The organism is Pseudomonas sp. SIMBA_041 (genome assembly GCF_046535095.1).
GTDB classification, from domain to species: Bacteria; Pseudomonadota; Gammaproteobacteria; order Pseudomonadales; family Pseudomonadaceae; genus Aquipseudomonas; species Aquipseudomonas mucoides.
The window spans coordinates 677,661-693,723 of sequence record NZ_JAWRXJ010000001.1 but is presented as its reverse complement, the minus strand read 5'-3'; the positions used below and the strand labels follow the sequence as shown (position 1 = coordinate 693,723).

Annotated in this window: 13 protein-coding genes; 9 read left to right on the top strand and 4 right to left on the bottom strand. The window is 60.5% G+C overall.

From position 1 onward, the window contains the following. Positions 1 to 267: 267 nt before the first annotated feature. Positions 268 to 2,445 (top strand): malate synthase G, encoded by a 2,178-nt coding sequence (locus SB725_RS03225; RefSeq protein WP_027926686.1) that lies wholly within the window; start codon positions 268 to 270, stop codon positions 2,443 to 2,445. A gap of 43 nt (positions 2,446 to 2,488) precedes the next feature. Here the strand turns inward: SB725_RS03225 and SB725_RS03220 are convergent, their stop codons facing one another. Then, a complete protein-coding gene (locus tag SB725_RS03220) occupies positions 2,489 to 2,959 on the bottom strand; it encodes a response regulator (protein ID WP_059182053.1) in 471 nt (156 codons plus the stop codon). 253 nt (positions 2,960 to 3,212) lie between these two features. Between SB725_RS03220 and SB725_RS03215 the strand changes: the two genes are divergently transcribed. From SB725_RS03215 to SB725_RS03180, 8 genes are all read left to right on the top strand, one after another. Then, positions 3,213 to 5,153 (top strand): putative nucleotidyltransferase substrate binding domain-containing protein, encoded by a 1,941-nt coding sequence (locus SB725_RS03215; protein WP_027926684.1) that lies wholly within the window; start codon positions 3,213 to 3,215, stop codon positions 5,151 to 5,153. Beyond that, the gene (locus SB725_RS03210; RefSeq protein ID WP_027926683.1) at positions 5,150 to 5,857 is read left to right on the top strand and encodes a PolC-type DNA polymerase III; all 708 of its coding nucleotides are present in this window, start codon (positions 5,150 to 5,152) and stop codon (positions 5,855 to 5,857) included. The genes SB725_RS03215 and SB725_RS03210 overlap by 4 nt, the downstream gene beginning before the upstream one ends. 203 nt (positions 5,858 to 6,060) lie before the next feature. Beyond that, positions 6,061 to 6,579 (top strand): RNA polymerase sigma factor, encoded by a 519-nt coding sequence (locus SB725_RS03205; RefSeq protein WP_027926682.1) that lies wholly within the window; start codon positions 6,061 to 6,063, stop codon positions 6,577 to 6,579. After that, a complete protein-coding gene (locus SB725_RS03200) occupies positions 6,576 to 7,547 on the top strand; it encodes a FecR domain-containing protein (RefSeq protein ID WP_027926681.1) in 972 nt (323 codons plus the stop codon). Before SB725_RS03205 ends, SB725_RS03200 begins: the two co-directional genes overlap by 4 nt. A gap of 154 nt (positions 7,548 to 7,701) precedes the next feature. Continuing rightward, positions 7,702 to 10,128 carry a TonB-dependent siderophore receptor gene (locus tag SB725_RS03195; protein ID WP_059182051.1) on the top strand — a complete coding sequence of 809 codons (2,427 nt, stop codon included), beginning with the start codon at positions 7,702 to 7,704 and terminating at the stop codon, positions 10,126 to 10,128. A gap of 73 nt (positions 10,129 to 10,201) precedes the next feature. Then, on the top strand, positions 10,202 to 11,332 hold the full coding sequence (locus SB725_RS03190) for a PepSY-associated TM helix domain-containing protein (protein WP_027926679.1): 1,131 nt from the start codon (positions 10,202 to 10,204) through the stop codon (positions 11,330 to 11,332). Further along, on the top strand, positions 11,329 to 11,508 hold the full coding sequence (locus SB725_RS03185; RefSeq protein ID WP_027926678.1) for a hypothetical protein: 180 nt from the start codon (positions 11,329 to 11,331) through the stop codon (positions 11,506 to 11,508). Before SB725_RS03190 ends, SB725_RS03185 begins: the two co-directional genes overlap by 4 nt. Before the next feature lie 76 nt (positions 11,509 to 11,584). After that, positions 11,585 to 12,214 carry a glutathione S-transferase family protein gene (locus SB725_RS03180; protein WP_410921253.1) on the top strand — a complete coding sequence of 210 codons (630 nt, stop codon included), beginning with the start codon at positions 11,585 to 11,587 and terminating at the stop codon, positions 12,212 to 12,214. Between the two features lie 210 nt (positions 12,215 to 12,424). Here the strand turns inward: SB725_RS03180 and creD are convergent, their stop codons facing one another. The 3 genes from creD to creB all read right to left on the bottom strand — a co-directional run bounded on the left by creD (position 12,425) and on the right by creB (position 16,028). Then, positions 12,425 to 13,795: a cell envelope integrity protein CreD gene (creD, locus tag SB725_RS03175; protein WP_410921252.1), complete on the bottom strand. Its 1,371-nt coding sequence runs from the start codon at positions 13,793 to 13,795 to the stop codon at positions 12,425 to 12,427. Between the two features lie 134 nt (positions 13,796 to 13,929). Beyond that, positions 13,930 to 15,348, bottom strand: a complete 1,419-nt coding sequence (creC, locus tag SB725_RS03170; RefSeq protein ID WP_410921250.1) for a two-component system sensor histidine kinase CreC — start codon at positions 15,346 to 15,348, stop codon at positions 13,930 to 13,932. After that, the gene (gene creB, locus SB725_RS03165; RefSeq protein WP_027926674.1) at positions 15,348 to 16,028 is read right to left on the bottom strand and encodes a two-component system response regulator CreB; all 681 of its coding nucleotides are present in this window, start codon (positions 16,026 to 16,028) and stop codon (positions 15,348 to 15,350) included. The genes creC and creB overlap by 1 nt, the downstream gene beginning before the upstream one ends. Positions 16,029 to 16,063: the final 35 nt, after the last annotated feature.

Below are 16,063 nucleotides of genomic sequence, written 5' to 3'. Positions count from 1 at the left end.
CGTAATTAGTCTAATTTTCACAAGCGCAATTCATCATGTAGTATGCCGCAGCGCGCACTACATAACGTTGGATCGATGTCTGCCACCGGCACACTCGCAACCCTGAAAAGCCCTGTCAGCAAGGCCTACAAGCCGTTGATCGGACCGAACCCAGCCGCCCGCAAGGGCATGTACTGGCGGACGGGTTTGTGGTTTAAATGGCCTGAGGCTTCATTGTCAAAATTGAAGAGCTGAAAAGCGAAATAGCTGAGCAGAGTGAGGCAAGCAATGACTGAACACGTTCAAGTCGGTGGCCTGCAGGTCGCCAAAGTCCTGTTCGACTTCGTGAACAACGAAGCCATTCCCGGTACCGGCCTCACCGCCGATAAGTTCTGGGCCGGTGCCGACAAGGTCATTCACGACCTGGCCCCGAAGAACAAAGCCCTACTCGCCAAACGCGATGATTTCCAGGCTCGTATCGATGGCTGGCACCAATCCCGTGCCGGTCAACCACACGACGCTGTGGCTTATAAAGCCTTCTTGCAAGACATCGGTTATCTGCTGCCAGAAGCAGCCGATTTCCAGGCAACGACGCAAAACGTCGATGACGAAATCGCCCGCATGGCCGGTCCGCAACTTGTGGTTCCGGTCATGAACGCCCGTTTCGCGCTCAACGCCTCGAACGCCCGCTGGGGTTCGCTGTATGACGCGCTCTACGGCACCGACGCCATCAGCGAAGCTGACGGCGCGGAAAAAGGCAAAGGCTACAACAAGGTTCGCGGCGACAAGGTGATTGCCTTCGCTCGCGCCTTCCTCGACGAAGCCGCGCCATTGGCAGCCGGCTCCCACGTCGATTCCACCGGCTACAAAATCGTTGACGGCAAACTGGTGGTCGCCCTTAAAGGCGGCAGCAACACCGGCCTGCGCAACGACGCTCAGCTGATCGGTTTCCACGGCGATGCGGCCGCACCGACCGCGATTCTGCTGAAGAACAACGGCCTGCACTTCGAAATCCAGATCGATGCCAGCACCCCGGTCGGCCAGACCGATGCTGCCGGCGTCAAAGACATCCTGATGGAAGCCGCACTGACCACCATCATGGACTGCGAAGACTCCGTCGCCGCTGTCGATGCCGATGACAAAGTGGTGATCTACCGCAACTGGCTCGGCCTGATGAAGGGCGACCTGTCGGAAGAAGTCTCCAAGGGCGGTCAGACCTTTACCCGCACCATGAACGCTGATCGCACCTACACCGGTGTCGATGGTAAAGAACTGAGCCTGCACGGTCGTTCGCTGTTGTTCGTGCGCAACGTCGGTCACCTGATGACCATCGACGCGATTCTCGACAAGGACGGCAACGAAGTGCCGGAAGGTATCCTTGACGGTCTGGTGACCAGCCTTGCCGCGATCCACAGCCTCAATGGCAACAGCTCGCGCAAGAACAGCCGCACCGGGTCGGTCTACATCGTGAAGCCGAAAATGCACGGCCCGGAAGAAGCCGCGTTCACCAACGAGTTGTTCGGTCGCATCGAAGACGTACTCGGTCTGCCGCGCAACACGCTGAAAGTCGGGATCATGGACGAGGAGCGCCGCACCACGGTCAACCTCAAGGCCTGCATCAAGGCTGCCAGCGAGCGCGTGGTGTTCATCAACACCGGTTTCCTCGACCGTACAGGCGATGAAATCCACACCTCCATGGAAGCCGGCCCGATGGTGCGCAAGGCCGACATGAAGGCCGAGAAGTGGATCGGTGCCTACGAGAACTGGAACGTCGATATCGGTTTGAGCACCGGCCTGCAAGGTCGCGCGCAGATCGGTAAAGGCATGTGGGCGATGCCCGACCTGATGGCGGCGATGCTCGAACAGAAAATCGCCCACCCGCTGGCCGGCGCAAACACTGCCTGGGTTCCATCGCCGACCGCCGCAGCGCTGCACGCGTTGCACTACCACAAGGTCGACGTGTTCGCCCGTCAGGCCGAACTGGCCAAACGTGCCCGTGCTTCGGTGGACGACATCCTGACCATCCCATTGGCGGTGAACCCGCAATGGACCGCAGAACAGATCAAGAACGAACTGGACAACAACGCCCAGGGCATTCTCGGTTATGTGGTGCGCTGGATCGACCAGGGCGTGGGTTGCTCGAAAGTACCGGACATCAACGACATCGGCCTGATGGAAGACCGTGCGACGCTGCGGATTTCCAGCCAGCACATCGCCAACTGGCTGCGTCACGGCATCGTCACACATGACCAGGTCATGGAAAGCCTCAAGCGCATGGCGCCGGTGGTTGACCGCCAGAACGCCAACGACGCGCTGTATCGTCCGCTGGCACCGAACTTCGACAGCAACATCGCCTTCCAGGCGGCGGTCGAACTGGTGGTTGAAGGCACGAAGCAGCCAAACGGCTACACCGAGCCGGTCCTGCACCGTCGTCGCCGCGAGTTCAAGGCTGCCAATGGCCTGTAACTGAGCACTGGCGCCGGACAAAAAAAAGGCCCTGATCGAAAGATCAGGGCCTTTTTATTTCAGATTCCGGTGCATCCATTCCCAACTCATGCTTGACCAGCGCCAACAGCTTGCCGGTATTGACAGGTTTGAGCAGGAAGTCGACCACGCTCAAGTGCATTGCAGCAATCGCGTCTTGTACATCGGCGTCGCCGGAAACGATGATGATCGGCATGGCCGCCCTTTCCGACTGGCGAACCTGGCGGATCAGGTCCAGGCCATCGATGTGTCCCATGCGCAGATCGGTAATCACCAGGCCGATCGAGGGTTTCTCGTCCAGCATTTTGAGTGCGGTTTCGCCACTGGCGGCGGTCATGCAACGAATACCGTCCAACGCAAGAATCTCCGACAACAGCTCACGCGCGTCTTTATCGTCGTCAACGATCAGCACCCGCTGCGCCGGCAAATCGGGTTCGAGCATGACGGCACTCAGCGCCTCGCGCTCGGCATCACTCAAAATATCGTGGTCGGACATGGCGTTCTCTACGTTTTCAATGCAATCCCCTAGCTCAATCGTCAGACACCGCTAAGCAGACCATCAATGTGCACTTCGTCGGAAAGTATTTCTATAGCCAATGTAGGAGGTTTTTCCCACATTTGCGTCAGACATTTCCTAACTTCCGACACCTGCATGGCCTACCTAGACTTACGTCCAATGGGCACCCCGCACGCAGGGGCGGACGATGACAGCGTCATCCGACAACAACAATTCAAAAAAGACTGCGGTAATGGTTATGAGTAAAACGGACGCCTTCACACAGGCAGGGAAAACCGCCGTATTGCAAAACATCCAGGGCACTTTGCAATTCCTTCAGCGGTTCCCGCCCTTCAATCAGATGGAACACGCTCACCTGGCGTACCTGGTTGAACAATGCCAGCTGCGTTTTTATGCCCCCGGCGACAGCATTATCAAGCCCGCCGATGGCCCGGTTGAATACTTCTACATCGTCAAACAGGGCCGCGTCGTCGGTGAGCGCCCGCACACGGCCAAAGGCGGCACCGAAACCACGTTCGAAATCACCACCGGCGAGTGCTTCCCCCTCGCCGCGCTGTTGGGTGAACGTGCGACCCGCACCGAACACCTCGCCGCCGAAGACACCTTTTGCCTTCAGCTAAACAAGCTGGCGTTCATCAAACTGTTCGCGCTTTCCAGCACCTTTCGCGACTTTGCCCTGCGCGGCGTCAGCAGTCTGCTGGATCAGGTCAACCAGCAAGTCCAGCAAAAAGCCGTGGAAACCCTCGGCACGCAGTACTCGCTGAACACACGCCTGGGCGAATTGGCCATGCGCCACCCGGTGACCTGCAGCCCGGCGACGCCGCTGCGTGAAGCGGTGACGCTGATGCACGAGCAACAGGTCGGCAGCATCGTCGTGGTCGATGAACACAAAGCCCCGCTGGGAATCTTCACCCTGCGCGACCTGCGCCATGTGGTGGCGGCCGGTACCAATGACTTCAATGAAACGATCGAGCGGCACATGACCCAGGCGCCGTTTTTCCTGTCGCCGGACCACAGCGCTTTCGACGCGGCCATCGCCATGACCGAGCGGCACATCGCTCACGTCTGCCTGGTGAAAGATCAGCGCCTGTGCGGCGTGGTCTCGGAACGTGACCTGTTTTCCCTGCAACGGGTGGATCTGGTACACCTGGCACGGACGATTCGCAGCGCCCAGCGCATCGAAAACCTGGTGCTGATGCGTGGCGAGATCGGCCAACTGGTCGAGCGCATGCTGGCTCACGGCGCCTCGTCGACGCAGATCACCCACATTATTACGCTGCTCAACGACCACACCGTGTGCCGGGTGATCGAGCTGACCCTCGCCGATAAAGGTGACCCCGGTGTGCCGTTCAGTTGGTTGTGCTTCGGCAGCGAAGGCCGCCGTGAGCAAACGCTGCATACCGATCAGGACAACGGCATTCTGTTCGAGGCCCGAGACGCCGCGCACGCTGCCGAGATTCGCGGCAAGCTGTTGCCTATTGCCCAGCAGATCAACCAGAGCCTGGCGCTCTGCGGCTTCACGCTGTGTAAGGGCAACATCATGGCTGGCAACCCGGAGTTGTGCTTGTCGCGGGCCGAATGGGCGCGACGGTTTGCGGCGTTTATCCGCGAGGCGACGCCGGAGAACCTGCTGGGCTCGAGCATCTATTTCGACCTGCGCGTGGTTTGGGGCGACGAACAAGGGTGCGAGCAACTGCGTCGAGGGATCCTCGAGCAGGTCGCCGATAACCGGCTGTTCCAGCGGATGCTGGCCGAGAACGCCTTGCGCAATCGTCCGCCCGTGGGGCGTTTCCGTGAGTTCGTACTGGCGCGCAAGAACGGTGAAAAAGCCACGCTGGACCTCAAGGTGCAGGGCCTGACACCATTCGTCGATGGCGCACGGTTGCTGGCATTGGCCCACGGGATCGAGACCAACAATACCCTGGAGCGTTTTCGCCAACTGGTGGCCAAGGAAATCATTCAGCCGCTGGACGGTGCCGCCTATGAAGAGGCGTACCACTTCATTCAGCAAACCCGTATGCAGCAACATCAGCTGCAAACGCGGGAGAACTTGCCCTACTCCAACCGGGTCGATCCGGACAGCCTCAATCATCTGGACCGGCGGATCCTGCGGGAATCCCTGCGCCAGGCGCAACGCCTGCAAAGCAGCCTGGCCCTGCGGTATCAGCTATGAGCCTGTTTTCATGGCTGCGCCCGGCCACGCCGCTGCTGACGGAGGAGTTGCAGCAACGACTCAAGCGCTTGCCATCGGTGACCGAGCTGGGTGAATGCAGCCTGCGTGAACAGCGCTGGGTGGTGCTCGACCTGGAAACCACCGGGCTCAACCTGAACAAAGATCGGGTGTTGTCCATTGGTGCCGTGGTGATCGAGGACGGCGCCATCGACTTCAGCCAGCAGTTCGAACGCACGCTGCAGTGCGCCGACCTGAAGCTCGCGCCCAGCATGCTGATTCATGGCCTCGGCCCCAGCGCCATTGCGGCCGGCAGCGATCCGGCGCAAGCCTTGCTCGACTTCATGGAGTTCCTCGGCGACAGCCCGGTGTTGGCGTTTCATGCGCCGTTCGATCAGCACATGCTGGGCCGCGCGCTGAAAGACCACTTGGGCTACAAGTTGACTCATCCGTTTCTGGACGTGGCAGACATCGCCCCGCTGCTGTGCCCTCAGGCGCACATTCGCGAGGCCGGTCTGGATGAGTGGATCGACTGGTTCAAACTGGAAGTGTTCGAGCGACATAACGCCAGTGCCGACGCGTTGGCGACGGCTGAGCTGGCGTTGATCCTGTTTAGCCGGGCGCGGCAGCAGCAGATTCATAGTCCGTTGAACTTGCAGCAGCGGTTGAGTCAGTGGAAACGCCGGCAACATGCGCCGTCCTTTTAACTATGCAGTGACTTTTCTGGCCTCATCGCGAGCAAGCTCGCTCCCACAGGGAGCGTGGCTTGCCCGCGATGAACGATAACGCGGTCGAACTGCATGCCTACCGCCACAATTCGCCCGACCAGCGCCAATTGCTTACCTTCCCCGCCTCTGCCACAATCGCGAACAATTCTCGTTAGTTAACACTTCCCAATCGGTGATGCTGCGTGTCGTCAATCCAAAGCCCCCACAGTGAGCTCGTTGGTGCGTTATATCGCGACCACCGCGGTTGGCTATTGGCCTGGCTGCGACGTAACGTGGCGTGCCCGCAGCGTGCCGAAGACCTGAGCCAGGACACCTTTGTACGGTTACTGGGCCGCGATGAGCTGAAAGAACCTCGCGAGCCGCGGGCGTTTCTGGTGGCGATTGCCAAAGGCCTGCTGTTCGACTACTTCCGCCGCGCCGCGCTGGAACAGGCCTACCTCACCGAACTGATGCTGATCCCCGAAGGCGAACAACCGTCGATCGAGGAGCAGCAGTTAATCCTCGAAGACCTCAAAGCCATTGACCGTTTGCTGGGTCAGCTGTCGAGCAAGGCTCGCGCCGCGTTTCTCTATAACCGCCTCGACGGCCTCACCCATGCCGAAATCGCCGAACGACTGGGCGTCTCGGTGCCGCGTGTCCGGCAATACCTGGCCCAGGGGATTCGTCAGTGCTACATCGCGTTGTACGGTGAACCGGTATGAGCCCGGTCAGTTCCAAACCCGTGTCGGCCAAGGTGCTGGATGCAGCGATTGCCTGGCAATTGTCCCTCGACTCCGGCAGCCCGGTGGAGCGCGAAGCGTTCAGCCAGTGGCACGCAGCCCACGAGGAACATGCCCGCGCCTGGCGCCAGTTGGGCATGCTCGACCAGCGTTTCAGCGTCGCCAACGGCCCGGCCCGTACGGCATTGCTGCAATCACGTGAAAGCATTCGCCGCCGCGTGCGCAAACTGGGCAACGGCGTGGCCAGTGTTATCGCAGTGATCGGGCTGGCCTTGTTTGCCGGTGAGCGTTATCTGCCCCTCGACTACTGGCTGGCCGACCAGCGCACCGCCACGGGCGAGCAGCGCACCCTGCGCCTGGCGGATGGCACGCTGCTCAACCTCAACACCCACAGTGCCGTGGACATCCGTTTTGATGAGAAGCGGCGGCGGATCATCCTTCAGGAAGGCGAAATCCTCGTCGAAACCGGTCATGGCGATGCCCGACCGTTTATCGTCGAAACCCGCGAAGGTAGCATGCGCGCCCTCGGGACGTTGTTCCTGGTCAAGCGCGAGGAAGAAGGCACACGTCTGAGCGTGTTGAAGTCCGCTGTCGCCGCGCATCCCGAGTCGAGCGCTGAAGAACAGATTCTGCAAGAAGGTCAGCAAGTGCTGATGCGCAGCAATGGCCTGGGACCGATTGTCGCCGTGAATGCCGGCGCCGATGCGTGGACTCGCGGCATGCTGGTGGTCGATAACGCGCGCCTGAAAGACCTGGTGCACGAACTCGGCCGGTATCGGCCCGGGCACCTGGGGGTTGCGCCCGAGATTGCCGACCTGCGGATCACCGGCAGCTTCCCGCTGCACGACACCGATAAAGCCTTGAGCGCCCTGTTGCCGACCCTGCCGGTGCAGATCGAACAGCACACGCCGTGGTGGGTGACGGTGGCGAAGGCTGACGCCCGGCCTTAAGTGATGATCGCTCCACACTCTGCGTGGGAACGATCATGTCGACAGATCAGCACCCGATTTCTGAATCGAAATTATTTTCATCCAGCCCTATCACTTTTCAATTCTCGTCCGGCACCTAAGCAATTGAGAAATGTTTCCATTCAGGAGCCGCCGTATGTCCCGTTCGCTGAACACCTTGTTGCGCCCCAGTCTGCTGGCAATTGCCATTGCCCTTTGCGCCCCTCTGGCCAGCACTCAGCTGATCGCCGCTGAACAGGCCTCCAGTGTTCACGCCTACAACCTGCCGGCCGCGCCATTGGCCAGCACCCTGAACCAGATCGCCAGCCAGGCCGGCCTGGCGCTGTCGCTGAATCCATCCCTGGCCGCAGGCAAGACCTCGGCGCCGGTGAAGGGGCAGTTCGACGCGGCCGCCGCCCTGCGTGAAGCCTTGCGCGGCACCGGTCTGCAACTGGAACAGAGCAGCGCCGGCACGTACAGCCTGGTCGCCATTCCCGAGGGCACACTGGCCCTGCCGGAAACCGCGGTCATTGGTGTGGAAAATACCGAAAGCGCCTGGGGCCCGGTAGACGGCTACCTCGCCAAACGCACCGCCGCTGGCACCAAGACCGATACCGCGCTGGTCGAAGCACCGCGCTCGATTTCCGTCGTGACTCGCGAGCAAATGGACGACCGCAACGTCCAGAACCTCGATGACGCCGTACGCTACATGCCCGGCACCACCGCCAGTAGCTACGGCAGCGACACCCGCGCCGACTGGTTGCGCGTGCGTGGTTTCGAACCGACCCAGTTCCTCGACGGCCTGCCCCTGCCTAAAGGCGTGTACGCCAACCCGAAACAGGAAACCTGGAACCTCGATCGCCTCGCCGTGCTGCGCGGCCCGGCGTCTTCAGTGTACGGCCAGACCCCGCCGGGCGGCCTGCTTGACATGGTCAGCCGCCGCCCATCAGCGGTGGATAGCCACGAGATCGAGGTGCAATACGGCAGCGACAACCATCGCCAGATCAACTTCGCCAGCACCGGCAAGATCGATGACGAAGGCCAGTTTCTCTACGGATTGAGCGGCGTGGTGCGCGACAGCGATACGCAGATAGACCACGTCGAGAACAAGCGCTACAACATCGCGCCGAGCCTGACCTGGAACATCGACGAAGACACCCGGTTCACCCTGCTGACCCAGTTCACCCGTGACGATACCGGCATCACCAGCCAGTTCCTGCCGGTGCAAGGCACCAAAATCGACATGCCGTTCGGCGATATTTCCCATCACAAGAACCTCGGTGATCCGGACTGGGAATACTACGACCGCACCTACTACGCGCTGGGCTATGCGTTCGAACATCGTCTGAACGACGTGTGGCAATTCCGGCAGAACCTGCGTTACACCAAGTCGGACCTGTCGTTCCAGGCCGTCACCGTTGGCTCGTATCCGTTCACCCAGGTGGATGACGCCGGCAACGTGGGCCGCTCCACCACCAGCGTCGAAGAAGACATCAGCCAGTTCGCCGTGGACAACAACTTCCAGGCCGACTTCGCCACCGGCGAAGTGAATCACACCGTGCTGCTGGGTCTCGACCACCAGCGCAGCAACACCAACTACCTCTCCATTTTCGGCAGCGCACCGCCGATCAACGTCAACAACCCGATCCATGGCTTGCCGATCGAGCGTCCGGACCGTTCCACCGCGTTCTACGACTATGACCAGAAGACCTACCAGACCGGCCTGTACGTGCAGGACCAAATGGCCCTCGATCAATGGCGCCTGACCCTCGGCGGCCGTGAAGACTGGGTGCACACCGGCACCAAGTTCTTCAACAAGGGCGATGCCACCAACACCGAGCGCGACAAGAATTTCAGCGGCAACGCAGCGATCAGCTATGTGTTTGATTCGGGCTTTGTGCCGTACCTGTCGTACGCCGAATCCTTCCAGCCGACCACCGGTGCAGCGGCCTCGTCCACTGAATCGTTCAAACCCACCGAAGGCAAACAGTGGGAACTGGGCATCAAGTACCAGCCGCCCGGCAGCAATACCCTGCTGACCGCTGCAATCTACGACCTGACCCAGAAAAACGTCTCCGTCACCACCACCGTCGGCGCCACGCCAATTACCAGCCAGACCGGTGAAGTCAAAGTCAAAGGCCTGGAACTGGAAGCGGTTTCCGACGTGACCGAAAACCTCAAGCTCATCGCCGCGTACACCCTGGCCAAATCCGAAGTGCAGGATGGCGACTTCAAAGGCAATCGCCTGCAGCTGATGCCTAACCAACAGGCCTCGCTGTGGACTGACTACACCTGGCACAACGGCGTGCTGGACGGCTTCGGCGTAGGCGCCGGCGTTCGCTACACCGGCAATACCTACGGTGACCAGGCCAACACCGAACTGGGCAAGGCAGATGCCTACACCGTGTTCGACGCCGCCCTTCATTACGACCTCGGCCGCCTGGACAACACCCTGAAAGGTGCGTCCCTGGCGCTGAACGCCACCAACCTGTTCGACAAGGACTACATCTCGACTTGTGACAGTTTCTACTGCTACTACGGTGACCAGCGCAGCGTCGTCGCCAGTGCAACCTACAAGTGGTAATCGTCTGACCTGACATGCCCCACAACCAGGCCGTCCTCTTCAGGACGGCTTTGGTATTTCTGAAGGCCTGGAAATGAAAAGTAAAACAATTCGCCGCTGGTCCTTCGTCCACACCTGGACCAGCCTGATCTGCACGGTCTTGCTGCTGATGCTGGCATTGACCGGGTTGCCGTTGATCTTCCACCACGAGATCGACCATCTGCTGGGCGATGCCGCCGAGTTGAAGTCGATGCCGGCGGACACGCCGAGGCTGGACTTGCAGCAGTTGGTGCAGGCGGCTGAAAAGCACCGCCCCGGCGAAGTCATGCAGTATTTCGGTTTTGAGGACGACGAGCCCAACGGCGCCGTTACGATCATGGCGGCAACCGCCGGCACCGAGCCGAACGCCTCGCACACCTTCATGCTCGATGCCCGCACCGGTGAAGCCGTGGAAATGCCCTCGGCCAATGGCGGTTTCATGATGGTCATGCTGCGCCTGCATGTGGACATGTTTGCCGGTCTGCCGGGCAAGTTGCTGCTGGCGTTCATGGGGTTGATGTTTGTGGCGGCCATCATTTCCGGGACGGTGCTGTATTTGCCGTTTATGCGTCGTTTGAAGTTCGCCACCGTGCGCCAGGACAAATCCACCCGCCTGCGTTGGCTGGATCTGCACAACCTGATTGGTGTGGTCACACTGACCTGGGCGCTGGTCGTCGGCGTCACCGGCGTGATCAGCGCCTGTGCCGACCTGCTGATTGCTGCCTGGCGCAACGACAGCCTGACCGCGATGGTCGCGCCGTACCGCGACGCGCCACCACTGACGCACCTCGCACCGGCGAGCCGTCTACTCGACATTGCCACGGAGGTGGCACCGGACATGACGCCCGATTTCATCGCCTTCCCTGGCACGCGGTTTTCCAGCGAACACCATTACGCGGTGTTCATGAAAGGCAGCACCCACCTGACATCGCATTTGCTGACACCGGTGCTGATCGACGCCAGCACCCTGCAAGTCACCGCGGTGGCTGAAAGACCGTGGTACATGGACGCCATGGGCATGTCGCAGCCCCTGCACTTTGGCGACTACGGCGGCCTGCCGATGAAGATCCTGTGGGCGACCCTCGACGTGCTGACCATCCTCGTGCTCGGCAGCGGGGTTTACCTGTGGGTGGTGCGGCGCAAAGCGGCAAAACCTGTGCTCGAACCTGCCGAGGCTCATGCATGAAGCGCAGGCAATCGAACTTCTGGAAGGTCTTCGGCACGCCCGCGTTCATCGCCTTGCTCAGCGCCGCCGGATTGTTCGCCGCGCTGTTGGGTGATGGCGTGTGGGACGCCCTGAGCTGGCTCGGCCTGGGCGTGCCCGCGTTCTTCGCCCTGCGCGGCCTGCTGCAACGCCACTGAACTATGTAGGAGCGAGCTTGAGCTATCGGGTCAACGCGCTATGCTGCCCGACACTGCCACCGACCGAGACGTTGCCATGTCCGCCCCCAGCATGACCCTGTACCACAACTCGCTATCGCCCTTCGTTCGTAAAGTCATGGTACTGCTGCACGAGACCGGTCAGACCGGCCGCGTGGCGTTGCAGGACTGTGTGCTCACGCCGGTCAACCCGGACCTGTCACTCAACGAAGACAACCCGCTGGGCAAAATTCCCGCCCTGCGCCTGGCCGACGGCAGTGTCATCCATGACAGCCGGGTAATCCTCGATTACCTCGATCACCAGCACGTCGGCAACCCGCTGATTCCGCGCGAAGGCTCGGCCCGCTGGCGGCGCCTGACCCTGGCCTCCCTGGCCGACGGGATCATGGACGCGTCGGTGTTGGTTCGTTACGAAATGGTCCTGCGCGACCCGCAGAAGCACTGGGACGAGTATCTGGATGCCCAGCGCGACAAGATTCGTCGCGGGTTGGCATTGCTCGAAAAAGACGCGATTGCCGAGCTGACCAGCCATTTCGATGTGGCGGCGATCAGCGTGGCCTGTGCGCTGGGCTACATCGACTTGCGCCATCCGGATCTGGAATGGCGCGAGGCGAATCCGCAGTTGGCGGCGTGGTATTTCGAGGTAAGTCAGCGGCCTTCGATGTTGGCGACGATGCCTAAGGTTTAGATTTTCGCTGACTGCACTGGCCTCATCGCGAGCAAGCTCGCTCCCACATTTGTTCTTTGGTGTGCGCAGATTTTGTGTTAACTGGAGATCCCCTGTGGGAGCGAGCTTGCTTGCGATGGCACCACACAAAATCCACCGGAAACAGCTCAAAAATCAGCGTCGCCAATACCTCCCCTTCACGCTGATCCTCACGCAACCCAATCGACCGGCTCATTCCACCGCCCCCAGATCAAACACCATCGGCTTGGCGCTTTTCTGCCCGATCCCGTACCAGTCCAGCTTGCGGGTCAGCACCATGAACACCCCGAGCAACCCGAACAGCAACAACGAGCCCATCAGCAACGCGTAATCCTCGGCACTCAGCAAGCCATAGAGCAAGCCGTACAACGCCGCCAACCCCACCGAAAAACTCAAGCCATGGCGCACGCTGCGCAGCACATGGCAGACATAGAACCCGATCAACAACACACAGCCCGCCGACGACAACAGATACGCCAGGGCAAAACCAATGTGCTCGGACAGCGACAGCAACAACAGATAGAAGAACGCCAAAGCCACGCCGACCAACGCGTATTGCACCGGGTGCACCGCCAGGCTTTTCAGCACTTCGAACAGGAAGAACCCAGCGAAGGTCAGGACGATAAACAGCAAGGCGTATTTGATCGCCCGATCACTCTTCAGATATTGATCCACCGGATCGATAAAGCTCACGCCGAAACTGCGCCCGTTGTACGCCTCGCAACCACCGCCGGACACACAACTGCTCAGCGCTTCTTGCAGGTTGGTGGAGAAAAACGAGGTCTGCCAGTTGGCCGTAAAACCTTGATCGGTGACTTCACGCTGGGCCGGCAGGTAGTTGCCGATGAAGCTCGGATGCGGCCAGTTCGCGCTCAGCGAGACTTTGCTGGTCTTGCCCACCGGCAGAATTTGCAACTGCCCGGAGCCCTGCAACCGCAGGTCAAAACCGAAGGCCAGTTCCGTGACTTGTTTTGTGTCCAGCGCCGGCAGCGTTACGTGTACGCCTTCACCCAGCCAACCCACCTGACTGCCCGGAACGAAGTCCAGCGTCTGGCCATTCAGGTCCAGCTTCAACGCATTTTCGATGCCACGAATGTCGCTGATACCCACCGCCAGGAACGGCTGGTCGAACCGGTAATCCGCGAAGTCTTCCTTGATGCCCCATTGCGCCGGCACCGAGAAATGCCCGCTGATGTGGTTTTCCGCGTGGAACAGGCGCGCCTCGTAAATGCCTCGCGAGCGCAGCTCGGTCTGGATCTGGCCATCGAGCTCGAAACGCTCTGGCAGGAAGTACAAACGACCGCGCTCTTCGCCGATGTCCTGGTAGCGCTGGTTGGTTTTCTCGTTGAGTTTCCAGGTGCGCACCACTTTGCGATACGGCACCACCATCAGCGGGCCGCTCAGTTGCTGGCTGAAACTTGCGCTGCGGGCGATGTCTTCGAGTACACCGTCACGCCGTTGCTGGCGGTCCTGGATGAGGCCGTTGATCATCAAGAGCGGAATCAGTAGCAACAAAATCAGAAGGGCAATGGCCCCGAGTTTTAGGGTCAGGCTGCGGTTCATGGGACTCTCCCTGTTTGGATGGGGAGAGTCTGGGAGGGCTGTGTGGGGGATTTATGGGGGGAATGTGGAGATTATGTGGAGACTGCACCGCCCCCTGTGGGAGCGAGCCTGCTCGCGATGGCAACGACTCGGTCCTAAACCAGGCGCAACCTGACCTCAACACCACCTTCGACATTGCCAATGCTCAATGTCCCGCCATGCAACTGGACCACTTCTTCGACAAAATTAAGCCCCAGCCCAGTGCTTTTGCGACCACTGTCCGGACGCGGCAATGAGTAAAACCGCTCGCTCAGACGCGGCAAGGCATAGTCAGGAATCGCCTCCGCCTGGTTAAACAGCCTGAACTCAATCTGCTCCCCAATTCGCTCGGCGCTAAAACGCAGCACACCCTGAACCGGGGTGAAATCCAGCGCATTCTCCAACAAATTCCCCAACGCCTGACGCAACAGAAACGGCTCACCGGTTAGCGTCAGGTCCGACGAAATCCGTTGCTCCACACGCAACTGCTTACCCTCGATCCGAGCCGCCTGAGCCTTCAACACTTCATCCACCAACCCGGCCAACGGCACCGCTACCCGTTCCTCCAGACCTTGCCGCTGTTCGACTTGAGCCAGGTTCAGCAGCCGCTCAATCAACTGCTGCATCCGCACACTTTCGCTATCGATATTGCTGACGAACCGCTGCTGCTGCGCCAACGGCATCTCGCCTTGCAGCAATTCCGCCGCCCCGCGAATCGCCGCCAACGGGCTCTTCAACTCATGGGTCAGCGTGTGCACATAACGCTCGACGTAGGCCTTGCCTTCGAGCTGCGTGCGCATGTGCTCCACCGCTGTCGCCAGTTGCTCCAGCTCACCGCCGCGATAATGCGGCACCTCGACCCGACGGCCGTCACTCACCGCTTGCGCATACGCGGTCAACCGGCGCAGTGCCGCGCTCAACCACCATGACAACAACGCTCCGAACAACAGACCAAGACCGATCAACCCGGCGCCATAGGCCAGCAATCTTCGTTCGGTGCGATCGACGTAAGGCTGCAACGAGCTGTTGGGCTTGGCCACGGTGACCACGCCGATGATCTGGCCGTTGTCGCGGATCGGTGCGCCGACGTGCATCACCGAAGAGTGGGCGTCGTTCGGGTCGCTACGCGTGGAGCGAGCGCCGTATTCGCCGCGCAGGGTCAGGTAAACGTCATTCCAGCGCGAGTAATCCTGCCCCACCGCCGCCCCGCTGGAGTCCAGCACCACGATGCCTTTGGCGTCGGTGACGTAGATGCGGTGATTGACCTGATTCTTCGGCAAGCCCCAGATGCTGGCTTTCGGTTGCCGCTCGCCGTAGGCCTTGAGCAACTCGGGCCAGCGATTCTGGTTGAGGGTCCCGGCCTTGAAGTCGTCGCGCAGGATTTCGGCCATCAGGTTGGCCGTGTCGACCAGGGTTTCTTCGGTGGACTGGCGCACACCGGGGCGGATTTCTTCCATCACGGTGTTGAGCACGAAGTAACCGGTCAGGCCGATGAACAACACATAGACCAGAAAAATCCGGATCCCCAGCGGCATCAGCTGTGCCCCGGGCTGTAGCTGTAGCCGAGGCCGCGATGGGTCTGGATCGGCTCCGCGTCTGCCCGTACCAGACGCAATTTGGCGCGCACGCTCTTGATGTGGCTGTCGATGCTGCGCTCGTAACCGGCATCGGCGGCGATGCCCAGCGCATCCAGCAATTGCTCGCGACTGAACACCCGCTCGGGTTGTTCCAGCAGGCATTGCAGCAGGCGGAATTCGTGACGGGTCAGGCTCAGCGGCTGACCGCGATAATTGATTTGCACCCGTTCGTTGTCGATCCGAAACAACGCCGATGAGGATTCGGCCACCGTCCTTGGCGCCATGCGTTTGAGAATGGCCCGGACCCGCGCGGCGACTTCCCGCGGGCTGAACGGCTTGACCACGTAATCGTCGGCACCGATTTCCAGGCCGACCACACGATCGATTTCGGCATCGCGGGCACTGAGAAAAATCACCGGCACTTCGCTGAAACGGCGCAATTGCTTGCAGGTCTCGAAGCCGCTGATGTCGGGCAAACCAATGTCGAGAATGATCAAATCGGCTGGCATGGCACGCTGATGATCCAGCGCTGCCGCGCCCAGGCTCAGCCAGGTCGTGGTGAAGCCTTCACCCTGTAACGCGAAAACCAGGGTGTCGGCAATCGCCGCTTCGTCTTCGACAATCAAGATATGAGGCATGGCGTCCTGGCCCGGTTATGAAGTGGGCGAACGGT

Excerpts from the sequence above, each read along its gene's own strand:
- SB725_RS03215 (WP_027926684.1), top strand. The coding sequence starts at position 3,213 with ATGGTTATGAGTAAAACGGACGCCTTCACACAGGCAGGGAAAACCGCC.
- SB725_RS03225 (WP_027926686.1), top strand. The coding sequence starts at position 268 with ATGACTGAACACGTTCAAGTCGGTGGCCTGCAGGTCGCCAAAGTCCTG.
- SB725_RS03195 (WP_059182051.1), top strand. The coding sequence starts at position 7,702 with ATGTCCCGTTCGCTGAACACCTTGTTGCGCCCCAGTCTGCTGGCAATT.
- SB725_RS03200 (WP_027926681.1), top strand. The coding sequence starts at position 6,576 with ATGAGCCCGGTCAGTTCCAAACCCGTGTCGGCCAAGGTGCTGGATGCA.
- SB725_RS03185 (WP_027926678.1), top strand. The coding sequence starts at position 11,329 with ATGAAGCGCAGGCAATCGAACTTCTGGAAGGTCTTCGGCACGCCCGCG.
- SB725_RS03210 (WP_027926683.1), top strand. The coding sequence starts at position 5,150 with ATGAGCCTGTTTTCATGGCTGCGCCCGGCCACGCCGCTGCTGACGGAG.
- creC (WP_410921250.1), bottom strand. The coding sequence starts at position 15,348 with ATGCCGCTGGGGATCCGGATTTTTCTGGTCTATGTGTTGTTCATCGGC.
- creD (WP_410921252.1), bottom strand. The coding sequence starts at position 13,795 with ATGAACCGCAGCCTGACCCTAAAACTCGGGGCCATTGCCCTTCTGATT.
- creB (WP_027926674.1), bottom strand. The coding sequence starts at position 16,028 with ATGCCTCATATCTTGATTGTCGAAGACGAAGCGGCGATTGCCGACACC.
- SB725_RS03180 (WP_410921253.1), top strand. The coding sequence starts at position 11,585 with ATGTCCGCCCCCAGCATGACCCTGTACCACAACTCGCTATCGCCCTTC.
- SB725_RS03190 (WP_027926679.1), top strand. The coding sequence starts at position 10,202 with ATGAAAAGTAAAACAATTCGCCGCTGGTCCTTCGTCCACACCTGGACC.
- SB725_RS03220 (WP_059182053.1), bottom strand. The coding sequence starts at position 2,959 with ATGTCCGACCACGATATTTTGAGTGATGCCGAGCGCGAGGCGCTGAGT.